The sequence below is a fragment of the Streptomyces sp. NPDC002809 genome (genome assembly GCF_040295435.1).
Lineage (GTDB): Bacteria > Actinomycetota > Actinomycetes > Streptomycetales > Streptomycetaceae > Streptomyces.
The window spans coordinates 1-14,859 of sequence record NZ_JBEOVJ010000027.1; the positions used below are offsets into that span (position 1 = coordinate 1).

9 protein-coding genes are annotated in these 14,859 nt (G+C 72.0%); 2 read left to right on the top strand and 7 right to left on the bottom strand.

Translation table 11 applies throughout. The features are described from left to right. Window positions 1-124 precede the first annotated feature (124 nt). The 4 genes from ABT025_RS17950 to ABT025_RS17965 form a co-directional block, all read right to left on the bottom strand. Window positions 125-2,092, bottom strand: a complete 1,968-nt coding sequence (locus ABT025_RS17950; protein ID WP_350995027.1) for an acyl-CoA dehydrogenase family protein — start codon at window positions 2,090-2,092, stop codon at window positions 125-127. A gap of 570 nt (window positions 2,093-2,662) precedes the next feature. Next, window positions 2,663-4,108: an aldehyde dehydrogenase family protein gene (locus ABT025_RS17955; RefSeq protein ID WP_350995029.1), complete on the bottom strand. Its 1,446-nt coding sequence runs from the start codon at window positions 4,106-4,108 to the stop codon at window positions 2,663-2,665. Window positions 4,109-4,250: 142 nt separating this feature from the next. Next, window positions 4,251-5,819 carry a PucR family transcriptional regulator gene (locus ABT025_RS17960; RefSeq protein WP_350995031.1) on the bottom strand — a complete coding sequence of 523 codons (1,569 nt, stop codon included), beginning with the start codon at window positions 5,817-5,819 and terminating at the stop codon, window positions 4,251-4,253. 107 nt (window positions 5,820-5,926) lie between these two features. Continuing rightward, the gene (locus ABT025_RS17965) at window positions 5,927-8,386 is read right to left on the bottom strand and encodes a type IV secretory system conjugative DNA transfer family protein (RefSeq protein ID WP_350995033.1); all 2,460 of its coding nucleotides are present in this window, start codon (window positions 8,384-8,386) and stop codon (window positions 5,927-5,929) included. A gap of 244 nt (window positions 8,387-8,630) precedes the next feature. Here ABT025_RS17965 and gabT point away from each other — a divergent pair, with 244 nt between their 5' ends. Together gabT and ABT025_RS17975 are read left to right on the top strand one after the other, a co-directional pair. After that, window positions 8,631-9,971 carry a 4-aminobutyrate--2-oxoglutarate transaminase gene (gabT, locus tag ABT025_RS17970; RefSeq protein ID WP_330826190.1) on the top strand — a complete coding sequence of 447 codons (1,341 nt, stop codon included), beginning with the start codon at window positions 8,631-8,633 and terminating at the stop codon, window positions 9,969-9,971. A 148-nt stretch (window positions 9,972-10,119) separates the two neighbouring features. Further along, window positions 10,120-10,938 carry a phosphatase PAP2 family protein gene (locus ABT025_RS17975; RefSeq protein ID WP_350995036.1) on the top strand — a complete coding sequence of 273 codons (819 nt, stop codon included), beginning with the start codon at window positions 10,120-10,122 and terminating at the stop codon, window positions 10,936-10,938. On the opposite strand, the gene ABT025_RS17980 is transcribed toward ABT025_RS17975, so the two are convergent. From ABT025_RS17980 to ABT025_RS17990, 3 genes are all read right to left on the bottom strand, one after another. Further along, window positions 10,889-12,718 carry a chitinase gene (locus ABT025_RS17980; RefSeq protein WP_350995038.1) on the bottom strand — a complete coding sequence of 610 codons (1,830 nt, stop codon included), beginning with the start codon at window positions 12,716-12,718 and terminating at the stop codon, window positions 10,889-10,891. The genes ABT025_RS17975 and ABT025_RS17980 overlap by 50 nt on opposite strands. 132 nt (window positions 12,719-12,850) lie before the next feature. Next, on the bottom strand, window positions 12,851-13,300 hold the full coding sequence (locus ABT025_RS17985; protein WP_350995040.1) for a bifunctional DNA primase/polymerase: 450 nt from the start codon (window positions 13,298-13,300) through the stop codon (window positions 12,851-12,853). Window positions 13,301-13,435: 135 nt separating this feature from the next. After that, complete coding sequence (locus ABT025_RS17990) at window positions 13,436-14,851, bottom strand: NAD(P)/FAD-dependent oxidoreductase (protein WP_350995042.1); 1,416 nt, start codon at window positions 14,849-14,851, stop codon at window positions 13,436-13,438. Window positions 14,852-14,859: the final 8 nt, after the last annotated feature.

The window sequence follows — 14,859 nt, forward strand, 5'->3', positions numbered from 1 at the left end:
CACGGCGCTCTGTGACGCGGCGCTCGCCCCCGCGGCCCGGCGGGGGGCGGGGGGCGGGCGGGCGCGGGCCCACCGCCGCGCGGGCCCCCCCCCCCCCCCGGCCGGGCCCGGGGTTGTCAGGGGCTCAGCGGATCGGCCGGTGGACGTTCTCCCGGGCCGAGGGGCCCGGGGTGGCGTCGGCGATCCACGGGCCGTCACCGCTCGGGTCGATGATGCCCTCCTCCAGCCAGGTGTACGTGCCGGACAGGACGCCGTCGACCACCCGCCGGTCGAGGTCGTCGGTGTTGGACCAGAGCCGGGTGAAGAGCTCCTCGACGCGGATCCGGGACTGGCGGCAGAAGGTGTCGGCGAGCTGGTACGCCTCGCGGCCGTGGTCGCCCTCGGTGCGCAGCAGTTCGGCCCGGACGCAGGCGGCGCTCATGGCGAAGAGTTCCGCACCGATGTCGACGATCCTGCCGAGGAAGCCCTGCTTGGTCTCCATCCGGCCCTGCCAGCGGGACATGGCGTAGAAGGTGGAGCGGGCCAGTTTGCGGGAGGACCGTTCGACGTAGCGCAGGTGGCCGGAGAGGTCGGCATGGCCGGACGGGTGGAAGTCCCCGTAGGTACGCGGGAGCTGTCCCGGTCCGGCGACCAGCTTCGGCAGCCACTTGGCGTAGAACCCGGCCGCGTTCGCGCCCGCCCTGGCCTTGGCCGAGAGCGGCTTGTCGGGGTCGATGATGTCGCCCGCGACCTTGAGGTGGGCGTCCACCGCCTCACGGGCGATCAGCAGGTGCATGATCTCCGTCGAGCCCTCGAAGATCCGGTTGATCCGCATGTCCCGGAGCATCTGCTCGGCGGGGACGGCCCGTTCACCGCGGGCGGCAAGGGAATCCGCGGTCTCGAAGCCGCGGCCGCCGCGGATCTGGACCAGCTCGTCGGCCATCAGACAGCCCATCTCGGAGCCGTACAGCTTGGCGAGCGCCGCCTCGATCCGGATGTCGTTGCGGTCCTCGTCCGCCATCTGCGAGGAGAGGTCGACCACGGCTTCGAGGGCGAAGGTCGTCGCCGCGATGAAGGAGATCTTGGCGCCCACGGCCTCGTGGCGGGCCACGGGGCGGCCCCACTGCTCACGGACCGCCGACCATTCGCGGGCGATCTTCAGACACCATTTCCCGGAGCCGACGCACATGGCCGGCAGCGAGAGCCGGCCGGTGTTGAGAGTGGTGAGAGCGATCTTGAGCCCTGCGCCCTCCGGCCCGATGCGGTTCGCTGCGGGAACCCGCACCCGGTGGAAGCGGGTGACACCGTTCTCCAGACCGCGCAGGCCCATGAAGGCGTTTCGGTGCTCCACGGTGATGCCCGGGGCGTCGGCCTCGACCACGAAGGCCGTGATGCCGCCCTTGTGGCCCTCCGACTTCGGTACGCGTGCCATGACGACCAGCAGGTCCGCGACGACCCCGTTGGTGGTCCACAGCTTCACCCCGTCGAGGACGTAGTCGTCCCCGTCGCGGACAGCCGTGGTGGCGAGCCTGGCCGGGTCGGAGCCGACGTCCGGTTCGGTGAGGAGGAACGCCGAGATGTCGGTACGGGCCAGCCGGGGCAGGAAGGTGTCCTTCTGCTCCTGGCTGCCGAAGATCTTCAGGGGCTGCGGCACGCCGATGGACTGGTGGGCGGAGAGCAGGGCGCCGATCGCGGGACTGGCGGAACCGACCAGGGCGAGGGCCTTGTTGTAGTAGACCTGCGTCAGCCCCAGGCCGCCGTACTTCACATCGATCTTCATACCCAGCGCGCCGAGTTCCTTGAGGCCGTTGACCAACTCGTCGGGGATCCTCGCCTCGCGCTCGATCAGGGCGCCGTCGATCCGGGTCTCGCAGAACTCGCGCAACCGCGCGAGGAACTCCTCGCCTCGCCGGACGGCCTCGGCGGCCGGCAGCGGATGCGGGTGGATCAGGTCGAGCCGAAAGCGGCCCAGGAAGAGTTCCTTGGCGAAACTGGGTTTGCGCCAGTCCTGCTCGCGTGCGTCCTCGGCCACTTGGCGCGCTTCGCGTTCGGTGACCTTGGGCGTGTGCGTGTGCGTTTGTGCGGACGGACGTTGTGCGGATGGTGCGGACATGAGGAGCTCACCTCGCCGCTTCGTCGGGTGGGGGGGACCGACAGGTCCGCGGGCGGCCGGGGACCGTCCACCCCTGCGTACCTATCGGTTCTACTCGTCCGTATGTACCCGATTCCGGTCCCTGTCACCATCCTCCGGACGCCGATCGGGTGGGTCGCCACTCCACTGCCCGCCGGGGCGTGCGGCATGCCAGAACGGCTGGAGCCCCTGGCGCGGTGGTCAGGCGGACTTGCCGGAAGGAGCTGGAGCCCTCACTCGGTGGTCGGGCGCGGCGCCCGAGGGAGTCGGACGGGGGCCTCCTCCGGGGTGGGCGGGAAGCCGGTCCGGTCCGGCTCGCACGCTCCGGTTGCCGACGGATCGGATGAGATCAGATCGGCCAGGCAACCGGACCTGGCGGGCGTCTCCTCCGAGGGCGAGGGAGCCGGTCCGGCGTCGGTCACGCGCAGACGGACCCTGTACGCGAGAACGGCCCGAACCCCCGCACAGCGGGTTCGGGCCGTTCCCCTGCCGCCCGCCGCCTGCCGTCTCGCTGTCCGGGCGGAGTGCGGGCGGCCGGCGGGCGGCAGGGGCTTACAGGGCGAGGCCGGTGAGGACCAGGACGCGCTCGTAGGTGTAGTCGTCCATCGCGTACCGGACGCCCTCGCGGCCGACGCCGGACTGCTTGGCACCGCCGTACGGCATCTGGTCCGCGCGGTACGAGGGGACGTCGCCGATGATCACGCCGCCGACCTCCAGGGCGCGGTGGGCCCGGAAGGCGGTCTGCAGGTCGTGGGTGAACACGCCTGCCTGGAGGCCGTACTTGGAGGAGTTCACCGAGGCGAACGCCTCGGCCTCGCCGTCCACCTTCTGTACCGAGAGGACCGGTCCGAAGACCTCCTCGTGGGAGAGGGTGACGCCGTCGGGAAGGTCTGCGAGGACGGTCGGCGCGTACGTCGCCCCGTCGCGCTTGCCGCCGGCGAGCAGCTGGGCGCCGGCCTGCACGGCCTCGTCGACCCAGGACTCGACGCGCTTGGCGGCGTTCTCGTCGACGAGCGGGCCGACATCGGTGGTGGCGTCGGACGGGTCGCCGGTGACCTGGGCCTCGACGGCCGCGACGATCTTCGGCAGGAGCCGGTCGTAGACCGCGGCGTCCGCGATGACGCGCTGCACCGAGATGCAGGACTGGCCGCCCTGGTAGTTGGAGAAGGTCGCGATACGGGTCGCGGCCCAGTCCAGGTCCTTCTCGGAGGCGTAGTCGCCGAGGACGACCGCGGCACCGTTGCCACCGAGTTCCAGGGTGCAGTGCTTGCGCGGCACCGAGTCCATGATCGAGTAACCGACCGGGGCGGACCCGGTGAACGAGATCACGGGCAGCCGCTCGTCCTGGACGAGGGCGGGCATGCGGTCGTTGGGGACCGTCAGCACGGACCAGGAACCGGCCGGCAGGTCGGTCTCGGCCAGCAGCTCGCCCAGGATCAGCGAGGAGATCGGGGTGGCCGGGGCGGGCTTCAGGATGATGGGGGCGCCGACGGCGATGGCCGGGGCGACCTTGTGGGCGCTCAGGTTCAGCGGGAAGTTGAAGGGCGCGATGCCGAGGACCGTGCCGCGCGGGAAGCGGCGGGTCAGGCCGAGACGGCCGGTGCCGCCGGCGTCGGTGTCCAGGCGCTGGGCGTCGCCGCTGTTGAAGCGGCGGGCCTCCTCGGAGGCGAACCGGAACACGGAGACGGCCCGGCCGACCTCGCCGCGCGCCCACTTGATCGGCTTGCCGTTCTCGGCGGAGATCACCTGGGCGATCTCCTCGGTGCGCTCCGTCAGACGCCGTGCCACGTGGTCGAGCGCGGCGGCGCGGACGTGGGCCGGGGTCGCGGCGAACTCGTCGCGCACGGCGTGTGCGGCGACGACGGCCTCCTCGACCTGGGCCTCGGTGGGCATGCTGACGGTGCCTACGAGCCGGCCGTCCCAGGAGTTGGTGACGTCGAAGCTTTCCTCGCCGGTGGCCTCGCGGCCGGCCAGCCAGAAGGCGTGGGTGGAGGTCATGGAGGTTCCGGCCCTTCGATGTCGTGGGGTGTTCCGTCCCCACCGTAGGGCCGCATGGTCCGACTGGTGTTTGTCCGGCATGGAGCAGAGGCGTGCCGGGGTGCGCCGGTTTGTCGGATGAGGGGCGGGGCCGGCAGGGTCCCTACGACGCGGTCGGGGGGTTCGCGACCTTGAGTGCCAGCCACAGCTCCATCCGGACGTCCGCGTCGTCCAGGGAGCGGCCGAGGATCTCCTCCACCCGTCGCATGCGGTAGCGCAGGGTGTGGCGGTGGACGCCCAGGTCCGCTGCGGCCGCGTCCCACTGGCCGTGGTGGGCGAGCCAGGCCCGCAGGGAGGCCACGAGGTCGCCGCGGCCCTTGGCGTCGTGCTCGTACAGGGCGCGGAGCATGCCGTCGGCGAAGGCCCTGACCGCGTCGTCCGCGAGCAGCGGCAGTACGGACCCGGCCGCCAGCTCCTCGTGCTCGACCAGCGCCCTGCCGCGGCGGCGGGCGACCGAGAGCGACTGTTCGGCCTGCTTGTACGCCGCCGAGACGGCGATCGGTCCCGCGGGGGCGGAGAGGCCTACGACCACCTCGGTGTCCTCCGCCGACGGGTCGCGCGGGGGCGCGTCCTCCTGCGCCTCGGCGTAGGCGGCGCAGGCGGCGACCGCGGCCCCGCCGTCGGCGGCCAGCACGACGAGGCGTTCGCCCTCGGGCACCATCAGCAGCGTCTCGCCGGACCGTGCGGCGGCCGTCTCCATGGCCTCGGTCAGCTGCGCCGTGGTCGACGGTTCGGCGGCCTCGGCGATGAGCAGCCGGAAGGGCGCGTCGAGCAGCCCGCCGTACAGATCCCCCGCGACACCGCGCGCGTGGTCGGGCTGACCGGCCAGGAGCATGCGCAGCACCGCCGCGCCGAGTCGCTGTTCGGCGCCCTGGAGCGAGCGGGAGCGCGCCGTGGTGAGGGTGAGCAGGGCGACCGCCGAGTGCACCGCGTAGCGCTCCGCGGTGCCGAGTGCCGCCCCGGTCCCCACGGCCAGTGCACCGCGTACCCGCCGTCCGGTGCCCAGGGACTGGAGCTCGACCCGGTCGTCCGTGTCGCCGACGACGACGCTGGCCGGTGCCGGGCGTTCCCGCAGCCGTTCCACGTCGGGCGTGAGCCGGGCGGCGCGGCGGGCCGCCCAGTCGGGGGCGGCGGCCACGACGGTGCCGGAGGCGTCGTACAGCGCGGCCCAGCCGTCGACGTGCACGGCGAGCCGGGTGAGGAGTTCGGCGGGGCCGTCCCCCGCGAGCGCCGCCCGGGTCAGCTCCCGCTGCGCCTCGAACCCCGCGGTGACGGCCCGGTACTGATCGGCGGCGATCTCCGAGGAGACGGCTTTGGCGATGGCGAGGAACGGGGTGCGGCGCGGCACTTCGAGCAGAGGCAGCCCGGCTTCCTCGGCGGCGTCGACCAGCGGCTGCGGTACGTCGTCGTAGGTGACCCCGACGGCGAAGCCCAGCCCGACGACTCCGGCCCCGGACAGCCGTCGTACGTACCGGCGCATCGCTTCCGGGTTCTCCGCGTCGAGGTTGGTCGCGGTGATCAGGAGCAGCTCGCCGCCCTCCATGTAGGGGACGGGGTCGGCCAGCTCACTGGCATGCGCCCAGCGCACCGGCACGTGGAGCCGGTCCGCCCCCGCACGCACCGTGAGTTTGAGCGCCGAGTGCTGGACGAGCGAGGCGAGAGTGGGGGGCATGGGGATCGGGGACCTTTGGGAGGGGGCGATTTCGCCGTCCCGTATGAACGGCTCCCGGCGATTCTGCCAGGGTGGCAGGATCCCCGTCACCGCTGCTGCCGCGCGGGTCAGTCGCCGAGCCGCACCAGGAGCGGCGGGGCGTGTCCACCGTCGACCGTGGTGAGGGAGAGCACCGCGTGGCCGGCGGGCAGCTCGTAGGCGAGGCCGGAGGCGGACCACCGTTCCCGCTCGACCTGGCGCACGGTCACCGCGTCCGTGGTGACGGCCTTGCCGGTGGCCAGCTTCCGCAGGGCGTGCACGGCCCGGGTGAGCGGCTGGTCGGCGAAGACGCCGTGCTGGGCGACCTCGCGGACCTCCACCCACTCCTTGCCCCAGGCCTCGGCGAAGCGTTTGCCGTCCCAGGTGGTGACGCCGGGGAAGGCCATGGTGCAGCCGACAGCGCCGAGCAGCGCCGTGTGCAGTTCCTCCGGCACGTCGTCCAGGGTGCGCAGGGACAGGACCGCCCCGGCGTTGACGGAGCGCAGCCGGCGGATACCCCGGACGGTTTCGGCGGTGACCGTGTGAGTCGCGTCGTCCAGGACCAGGCAGACGAAGAGCGAGCGGTCGGCGCGGGCCGCGGTGATCGCGTTGAACTGGGCGAGGACGATCCGGGCCAGCACCCGGGACGCCTCGGCGTGGGCTCGTTCCGGCAGATCGATGCGCACGCGCAGCGGGTGCTTCTCCAGGGAGCGCAGCGAGAACGGGCGGGCCTCGGCCCCGGTGGCGAAGAACCCGGCGAAGGCAGGGCGGTCGAGCACGGCGATCCGGTCGGCGAGGACGGCGGCCGGGTCGCCGGAGCTCCCCGCCTGACGCTGCCGGGCGTCCAGTTCGCGCAGCATCGCGTGGTCGCCTGCCGACTCCAGGGCCTGCCGGAGGCCGCCCAGCGCGGCGGCGGAGCCTTCGAGGAGTTCACGGAGTTCGGGTACGGCGGGGAACGTGCCGTGAACGGCGCGGTACGGACCCAGCAGCTGACCGAGCGCGGTCGCCGCACGCCGGGCGTCCAGGGCGGGGAGGTCTCCGGCCAGGCCCTCAGCGAGGGCGGCCGCCGCCTCGTCGGGGTCGGTCGTACCGCCGTACAGGTCGAAGTCGTGCAGGGACGCGGGGTCGCCGATCCTGACGACGACGTCGTAGGCCCCGTCCGGGCCGAGCCGGTCCCCGGCACCGCCGACGGCGAGCACCGCCGCCTGTCCGGTGAGCGCCCGCAGGCCGAGCGATTCGACGACGGGCCGGACCACCCGTTCCGTCTTCCCCGATCCGGGCGGCCCGACGACCAGCAGGGAGGTGCCCAGTGACGCGGGTTCCAGTGCCATCCCCGCGCCGCGACGCGGATAGGGGTTGCGCGGGTCGTCGGCGCATTCGCCGATCCGGACCTGGCCGGTGAGCGGGTCATGCACGGCGGTGCGCAGGGGCAGGTCCCGGCGGCCGGAAGGGTGGAGGTAGGCGTCGGCGCCCTTGCGCAGCACGGTCTCGGTGAAGGAGGCGCGCCGGTCGGGGCGAGTCCGGGCTGCGCCCCAGGCGTGGCGCAGCCGTACGCAGTCGATGTCGTTCAGCCTGCCGGCGTGCAGGGCCGCGGTGAGTGCCTCCGCGGCTTCCGTGCCTCCGGCGGCCCGCAGCTCGGGCCAGTGGGCGAGGTCCGGGCCGGCCTGCGCGGGAGCGGTCCGGAGCCTCTCCGGACCGGGTTCGGCGCGCCCCAGGAGAGTGCGGAGCTCAACCGACCAGTGACCGGTCCTGGCGAAGGGCCACACGATCGCGGTACCGATCAGGGCGTAGAGAACGATCGAGACGAGAAGCGCCGCGTACTGGTTGCCGCCGCCCTGCATCCAGCTGGTCGGAACCGCGGGCAGGATGACGTCGGCGAGGGGTACCCGCCGCGTCCAGACGAGCCAGACGGCCAGTGCCGCACCGGAGGCCGAGACCACCAGCCTGGCCCGGCCCAGCCGGGGGCCGGCGAAGTAGCGGAAGACGTGGGCCCAGCCGCCGACCCGGGCGGCCCAGAAACCCAGGCCGAGGACCAGTACCTGGTAGTAGAGCGTGGTGGAGTTGACCACCAGCGCGGGCGCATCCTTCCTGAGGCCGCCGAAGGACCACCATTCGGGCCCGGTGATGATCTCGATCGGCTTGGACACGTAGGGGACCGCGCGCTCCGTGAGCAGCAGCCACAGCAGGAGCCACAGAGCCATCGTGGCCGCCGGTCCCACCAGCGAGGGGCGTGGCGGCCGCTCGGCGGCCCGTGGCACGTACGCGTACCGCCACACGCCCGGCCCGGTGTCGGGGCGGGGCGCGTTCAGCCATTCGGCCGTGGCCGAGCGGGTGCCCGCCGGCCGGTGCTGCCCGGGGGAAGCCGCGGGCCTCTTCGGGGTGGCGGGCGGCGGGATCGTCGGAGGGAACGCGGGTGGGGCGGCGGGGGGCGGACCGGGCGGCAGGGCGGGCGGCGGGCCTGCCGGATGCGGCACGGACCTCCCGGGCCGCCCGTCGGGCGGCTGCACACCCCGCGCGCCCCGAGCGCCGTACGTGCCTTCGTCGTCCATGAACCGTTGCCCCCTGACCAGCCGGGTCCGACCGCTGCACCGGCCAATCTAGTGCGCGAACACGGTGAGTTCAGCAAGGCGCCGGGATAGTGACGGGGCAGGGGCCGCGCCGCCCCCGTACCGCCTTCTGTCCGTCGCGGACAAGGACACGCCCCCACCACTCCCGATCGGAGCATGCCGGACCCCCGTCCCCACCCCTAGCCTGCAGAAAGAGAAGCGTCCGAAACACCCCCAGGAGCCCCGCATGACCGCAATTCCGCAGGAGCGCCGCGTCGTCACTGCCATTCCCGGCCCGAAGTCCGTGGAGCTGCAGGCCCGCCGGCTCGCGACGGTCGCCGCAGGTGTGGGCTCCACCCTGCCGGTGTTCACCGCCCGCGCCGGTGGCGGGATCATCGAGGACGTGGACGGGAACCGTCTGATCGACTTCGGTTCCGGCATCGCCGTGACGTCCGTCGGCGCCTCCGCCGAGGCTGTCGTGCGCCGCGCCTCCGCCCAGCTCGCCGACTTCACCCACACCTGCTTCATGGTCACGCCGTACGAGGGTTACGTCGAGGTCTGCGAGCAGCTCGCCGAGCTCACCCCGGGCGACCACGCGAAGAAGTCCGCGCTGTTCAACTCGGGCGCCGAGGCCGTCGAGAACGCGGTGAAGATCGCCCGTGCCTACACCAAGCGCACCGCCGTCGTCGTCTTCGACCACGGCTACCACGGCCGGACCAACCTCACGATGGCGCTGACGGCGAAGAACATGCCGTACAAGCAGGGCTTCGGTCCGTTCGCGCCCGAGGTCTACCGGGTTCCGGTGGCGTACGGCTACCGCTGGCCGACCGGTGCCGAGAACGCGGGCGCCGAGGCGTCCGCCCAGGCCATCGACCAGATCACCAAGCAGATCGGCGCGGACAACGTCGCCGCGATCATCATCGAGCCGGTCCTCGGCGAGGGCGGCTTCATCGAGCCGGCGAAGGGGTTCCTGCCGGCGATCGCGCAGTTCGCCAAGGACAACGGCATCGTTTTCGTCGCCGACGAGATCCAGTCCGGCTTCTGCCGCACCGGCCAGTGGTTCGCCTGCGAGGACGAGGGCATCGTCCCCGACCTGATCACGACCGCCAAGGGCATCGCGGGCGGGCTGCCGCTCTCCGCCGTGACCGGCCGCGCCGAGATCATGGACGCCGCGCACGCCGGGGGCCTCGGCGGCACGTACGGCGGAAACCCTGTCGCCTGCGCGGGGGCGCTCGGCGCCATCGAGACGATGCGCGAGCTGGACCTGAACGGCAAGGCGAAGCGCATCGAGGAGGTCATGAAGGGCCGGCTCGCCGAGATGCAGTCGAAGCTGCCCAACGGCGATCTCATCGGTGACATCCGCGGCCGCGGTGCGATGATCGCGATCGAGCTGGTGAAGGCGGGCACGAAGGACCCGAACCCGGAGGTCGCCGCACAGCTCGCGAAGGCCTGCCACGCCGAGGGTGTCCTCGTCCTCACCTGCGGCACGTACGGCAACGTCCTGCGCTTCCTGCCGCCGCTGGTGATCGGCGAGGACCTGCTGAACGAGGGCCTCGACGTCATCGAGCAGGCGTTCGCCGGGGTCTGATCCGCCGGGCCCCGGGGAGCGGCGCACGGCGTTTTCTCCGGGGTTGCCCGGTGCCCGCGTGAGGGCCTGTGAAGAACGTGTGCGGGGGCGATGGCGGGATACCGTTCGACCTGTCGGTCCCCCATCACCTGACGTACGGTTTCCGCAGATGAGAGATGCACCCCGCCCGCAGGGGACTGCGGGCGATACCGGGTCGGAGCTTCCCCAGCGCCGTCCTGGTTGTGCCTTCGCGCACACCCCTGGAGCCTCCGGCTCCGGAACTCCTCACCGATCGGATGGCCGCCCGCCCCACACCCCCCGGGGCGCGCGGCACACCGGTCCCACCGTCCGGCCCGGAACAACCCCCCCTGTTCCGGGCCGGACGGCCCTTTTCCTCTCCGTGGTGTCGGGCCTGCTGGCCCTGTTCGCACTCACCACCTGGCAGATCGCGGCCGACGGCCCGCTGCGCCGTCTGGACGAGCGCGCGGGCCGGGCCCTCGTCGGAAACGGCCCGCGGCAGCTCACCGAATTCCTCGCCGACCTCGGCAACATGCAGATCGCCCTCCCGGTCCTCGGCTGCGCGATCGCCTGGACCCTGGTGCGCGGAGAGCGCCGGGCCCCCCTCGCTGCCGCCCTGGCCATGGCCGCGGTGCCGCTGCTCGTCGTCCCGCTGAAGGACTGGATCGCCCGTCCGGGGCCGTCGACGGACGCCACCGGCTACTACCCGTCGGGCCACGCGGCCACCGCCGCGGTGGCGTACGGCGCAGCGGCGGTGCTGCTGGCCCCGTACGTGGCGCACGCATGGATGATGCCCGTCGCCGCCGTCCTGATGACGGCGGCGACGGGCATCGGTCTGGTGCTCCGCGGCTACCACTGGCCACTGGATGTGAGTGGCAGCTGGTGCCTGTGCGGAGTGCTGCTGGTGGCGCTGTGGGTGCTCAGCCGCCGAAGTAGGCGTCGAAGTTCTTCGAGAACTCCCAGTTGTTGAAGCGGTCCCAGTTGACCGACCACGTCATGAGACCGCGCAGCCCCGACCACGTCCCGTGGGTGGCGTACGAGCCGCAGTCCGTCTTCTTCGTCAGGCAGTTCAGCGCCTTGGTGACCTCGGCCGGCGAGGTGTGTCCGTTGCCCGCCTGGGTGGAGGCCGGCAGGCCGATCGCGACCTGGTCGGGGCGGAGACCGGGGAAGATCTTCGCCTGGTCCCCGGCGACGGGGAACCCGGTCAGCAGCATGTCGGTCATCGCGATGTGGAAGTCGGCGCCGCCCATCGAGTGGTACTGGTTGTCCAGACCCATGATGGAGCCCGAGTTGTAGTCCTGGACGTGCAGCAGGGTGAGGTCGTCGCGCAGCGCGTGGATCACCGGCAGATAGGCCCCGGCACGCGGGTCCTGGCCGCCCCACGGCCCGGAGCCGTAGTACTGGTAGCCGAGCTGCACGAAGAAGGTCTCGGGAGCCATGGTGAGGACGAACTTCGCGCCGTACTTGGCCTTGAGGGTCTTCACCGCGGAGATCAGGTTGACGACGACCGGGGTGGTGGGGCTGCGGAAGTCGGTGTCGCCGGTGTTCAGCGACAGCGAGTGGCCCTCGAAGTCGATGTCCAGGCCGTCCAGCCCGTACTCGTCGATGATCTTGCTGACCGAGGAGACGAACGTGTCGCGTGCGGCGGTGGTGGCGAGCTGCACCTGGCCGTTGGCGCCGCCGATCGAGATCAGCACCTTCTTGCCCGCGGCCTGCTTGGCCTTGATGGCGGCCTTGAACTCGGCCACGGATTCGACGTTCGGGCACTCGGTGACCGGGCAGAGCGAGAAGCGGATGTCGCCGGAGGTGACGGAGGTCGGCTCGCCGAAGGCCAGATCGATGACGTCCCACGAGTCGGGCACGTCCGCCATCCGTGTGTAGCCGGAGCCGTTGGCGAAGCTGGAGTGCAGATAGCCGACGAGCGCGTGGGCCGGCAGCTCCGCGCCGCCTCCTCCCCCGCTGCTGCCGGACGTCGTGGTGGCGGAGACCGCGGCGGACTTCACGGACTCGCCCGCGGCGTTGGTGGCGCTGACCTGGAAGCTGTACGCGGTCGAGGCGGCCAGTCCCGTCACGGTCGCCGAGGTCCCGGTGGCGGAGAGGACCTTCGTACCGCCCTGGTAGACGTTGTAGCCGGTGGCGCCCGCGGCGGCGGTCCAGGACAGCGGGACCGAGGACGAGGTGGGGGTGCCTGCCCTGAGGCCCGCGGGGACCGCCGGGAGCGCGACCGGGTCGCCGCCGGGGCCGACGAGGGTGAGGTCGTCGGCGTAGTAGGCGGGGGTGCCGTACCAGCCGTGCGTGTACACGGTGACCGAGGTGGTCGACGCGCCGGTCTTGAAGGTGGTGGTGAGCTGCTTCCAGTCCCCGGCGGACTGCGTCCAGGTGGACACGTCCGTCGTGCCGGTGCCCTCCGCACCCAGGTAGACGTAACTCCCCTGCACCCAGGCGCTCAGCGTGTACGTGGAGCCGGGCTTGACCGTCACCGCCTGGGAGCACCTGGCGTTGTCGCTGCCGGCCGGGGTCGCCTTCAGCGCCGAGGTGCCGCCGTGCACGGGTGTACTGACGGCGGCTCCGCTGCCGCCCGTACAGTTCCAGCCGGTCAGACCGGCCTCGAAGTTTCCGTTGCGCGCCAGGTCGGCGTCGGCCGCCGCGGCGCTCGGCGCCGTCGCGGCCAGGCCGCCGACGGCCAGCAGGGCGGCCGAGAAGGCCGCCAGAAGTCCGGTCATGCGGGCGGGGGGTCCCGTACGTTCCACAACGGCCTCCGTGCAGGGGGGAATTGGGTGTGGCGCACAACATGGTCCAGACCAATCAGGTTGTCAAGACCTCTGGCACCCAGCCCCTGCTCGCTGCTTCCCGGCGCGGCTGTTCCCCGCCTCCCGTCGCGGCTATTCCCTGCGTCCCGCCGCGGCCTCGTGCATCGCCAGTTCCAGCAGCGTGGCGTCGGTGAGTGTGCCCGACCCGTCGGGCGGGATCAGCCAGCGCACCCCGCCCACGGCGGCCCGCCCCGGGTGCGGGACCACGATCCAGGTGCCCTGACCCGCACCCCGCACCCCGGTGCCCACCCAGCGGGCGACCGTGCCCGGCGGCACGAAGAAGCCCATACGGGCGTCGCCGAAGTCGGAGAGGACCGGTCCCGGCCGGTCGACGAGACGGGTGAGCACGTCGAGCGTCGGATAGCCCAGCTCCCCCGGGAGAATCAGTACGTCCCAGCGCCTGCCGGCGGGAAGGAGCGCGATCCCTCGCGGATTGCGCTCCCATTCCCGTCGGCAGGCGTCCGGATCCGGCGCCACCGACGCAAGCCACTCCACCGCCGCCTTGACCCCCGTGCCCGTCATGACCGGCCTCCGTTCCGTGTCGCACCGACAGGAGTTGCCGGTGCGTTCACCCGGGAGAGAGGGGTCGGACCGATCCATTACGCGGGTTCGGCTACCCATCAGTAGTGATCTGGGTCACGAGGTGCGCCCCGTGGCTCAGCTGTCGAAACCGAGGCCCACGCGGTCCATCGTCCGCAGCCACAGATTGCGGTGGCCTCCGTTGTCGTCCGCCCTGGCCAGCGACCGCTTCGTCAACTCGATCCCGGCCCAGGCGAGGGGCTCCGGCGGGAACGGCATCGGCTTGGTCCGCACCATCTCCAGCGTGGTGCGCTCGGTCCGTGTCCCCGCGAGGAGGTCGAGCATGACATCGGCTCCGAACCGGGTGGCCCCGACGCCGAGTCCGGTGAATCCGGCGGCATAGGCGACCCGGCCCTGATGGGCCGTTCCGAAGAATGCGGAGAAGCGGGAACAGGTGTCGATCGCACCGCCCCAGGCGTGACTGAATCGCACGCCCGCCAATTGCGGGAAGCACTCGAAGAACTGCCCGGCGAGTTTCAGGAACGTCTCGGGCCGCTGGTCGAGTTCGGCGCTGAGCCGGCCCCCGTACGGATAGATCGCGTCGTATCCGCCCCACAGGATCCGGTTGTCCGCGGAAAGCCGGAAGTAGTGGAACTGATTGGCGCTGTCGCCCAGTCCCTGCCGGTTCTTCCAGCCGATGGCGGCGAGCTGGTCCTCGGTCAGCGGCTCGGTCATCAGCGCGTAGTCGTAGACCGGGACGGTGTACGGACGGACCCGCTTCACGAGTGAGGGGAAGATGTTCGTGCCCAGGGCGACGTGGCGGGCGAGGACCCTTCCGTACGGCGTCCGGACCGCCATTCCGGTTCCGGTTCTGGCCAGTTCCAGCCCGCGGGTGTGCTCGTAGATCCGCACACCCAGGTCGAGGCAGGCCTGCTTCAGACCCCAGACCAGCTTGGCCGGATGCAGCATCGCGACACCGCTCCGGTCCCAGAGGCCACCCAGGAACGTCGGTGAGTCGACTTCCGCGCGCAGCTCGTCGCGGTCGAGGAACTCGACCCCGCCGAAGCCGTGCCGTTCGGCCTCCTGGTGCCGTTCCCGCAGCTCTTCGAGCTGGTGGGGCTGGGTGGCGACATCGATCTCGCCGGTGCGCTCGAAGTCGCAGTCGATGGAGTAGCGGGCGACGGCCACCTCGATGGCGTCGAGGTTGCGCGCGCCCAGCTCCTCCAGTTTCGCGATCTCGCCCGGCCAGCGCTCCAGGCCGTTGGGCAGGCCGTGGGTGAGGGAGGCGGCACAGAATCCACCGTTGCGGCCCGAGGCGGCCCAGCCCGTCTCGTGCCCCTCGATCAGTACGACATCGCGTTCCGGTTCGCGTTCCTTGGCGAGCAGTGCGGTCCACAGTCCGCTGTAGCCGCCGCCGATGACGAGGAGATCGCATTGCTCGTCGCCGGTGAGCGCGCCGAGCGCCTCGGGCCTGCCGGGGTCGTCGAGCCAGAAGGACACCGGCTTGGCGTCGGAGAGTGATCGTGCAGCAGTACGCATGGCAGCTGGGGCCATGGTTTCCA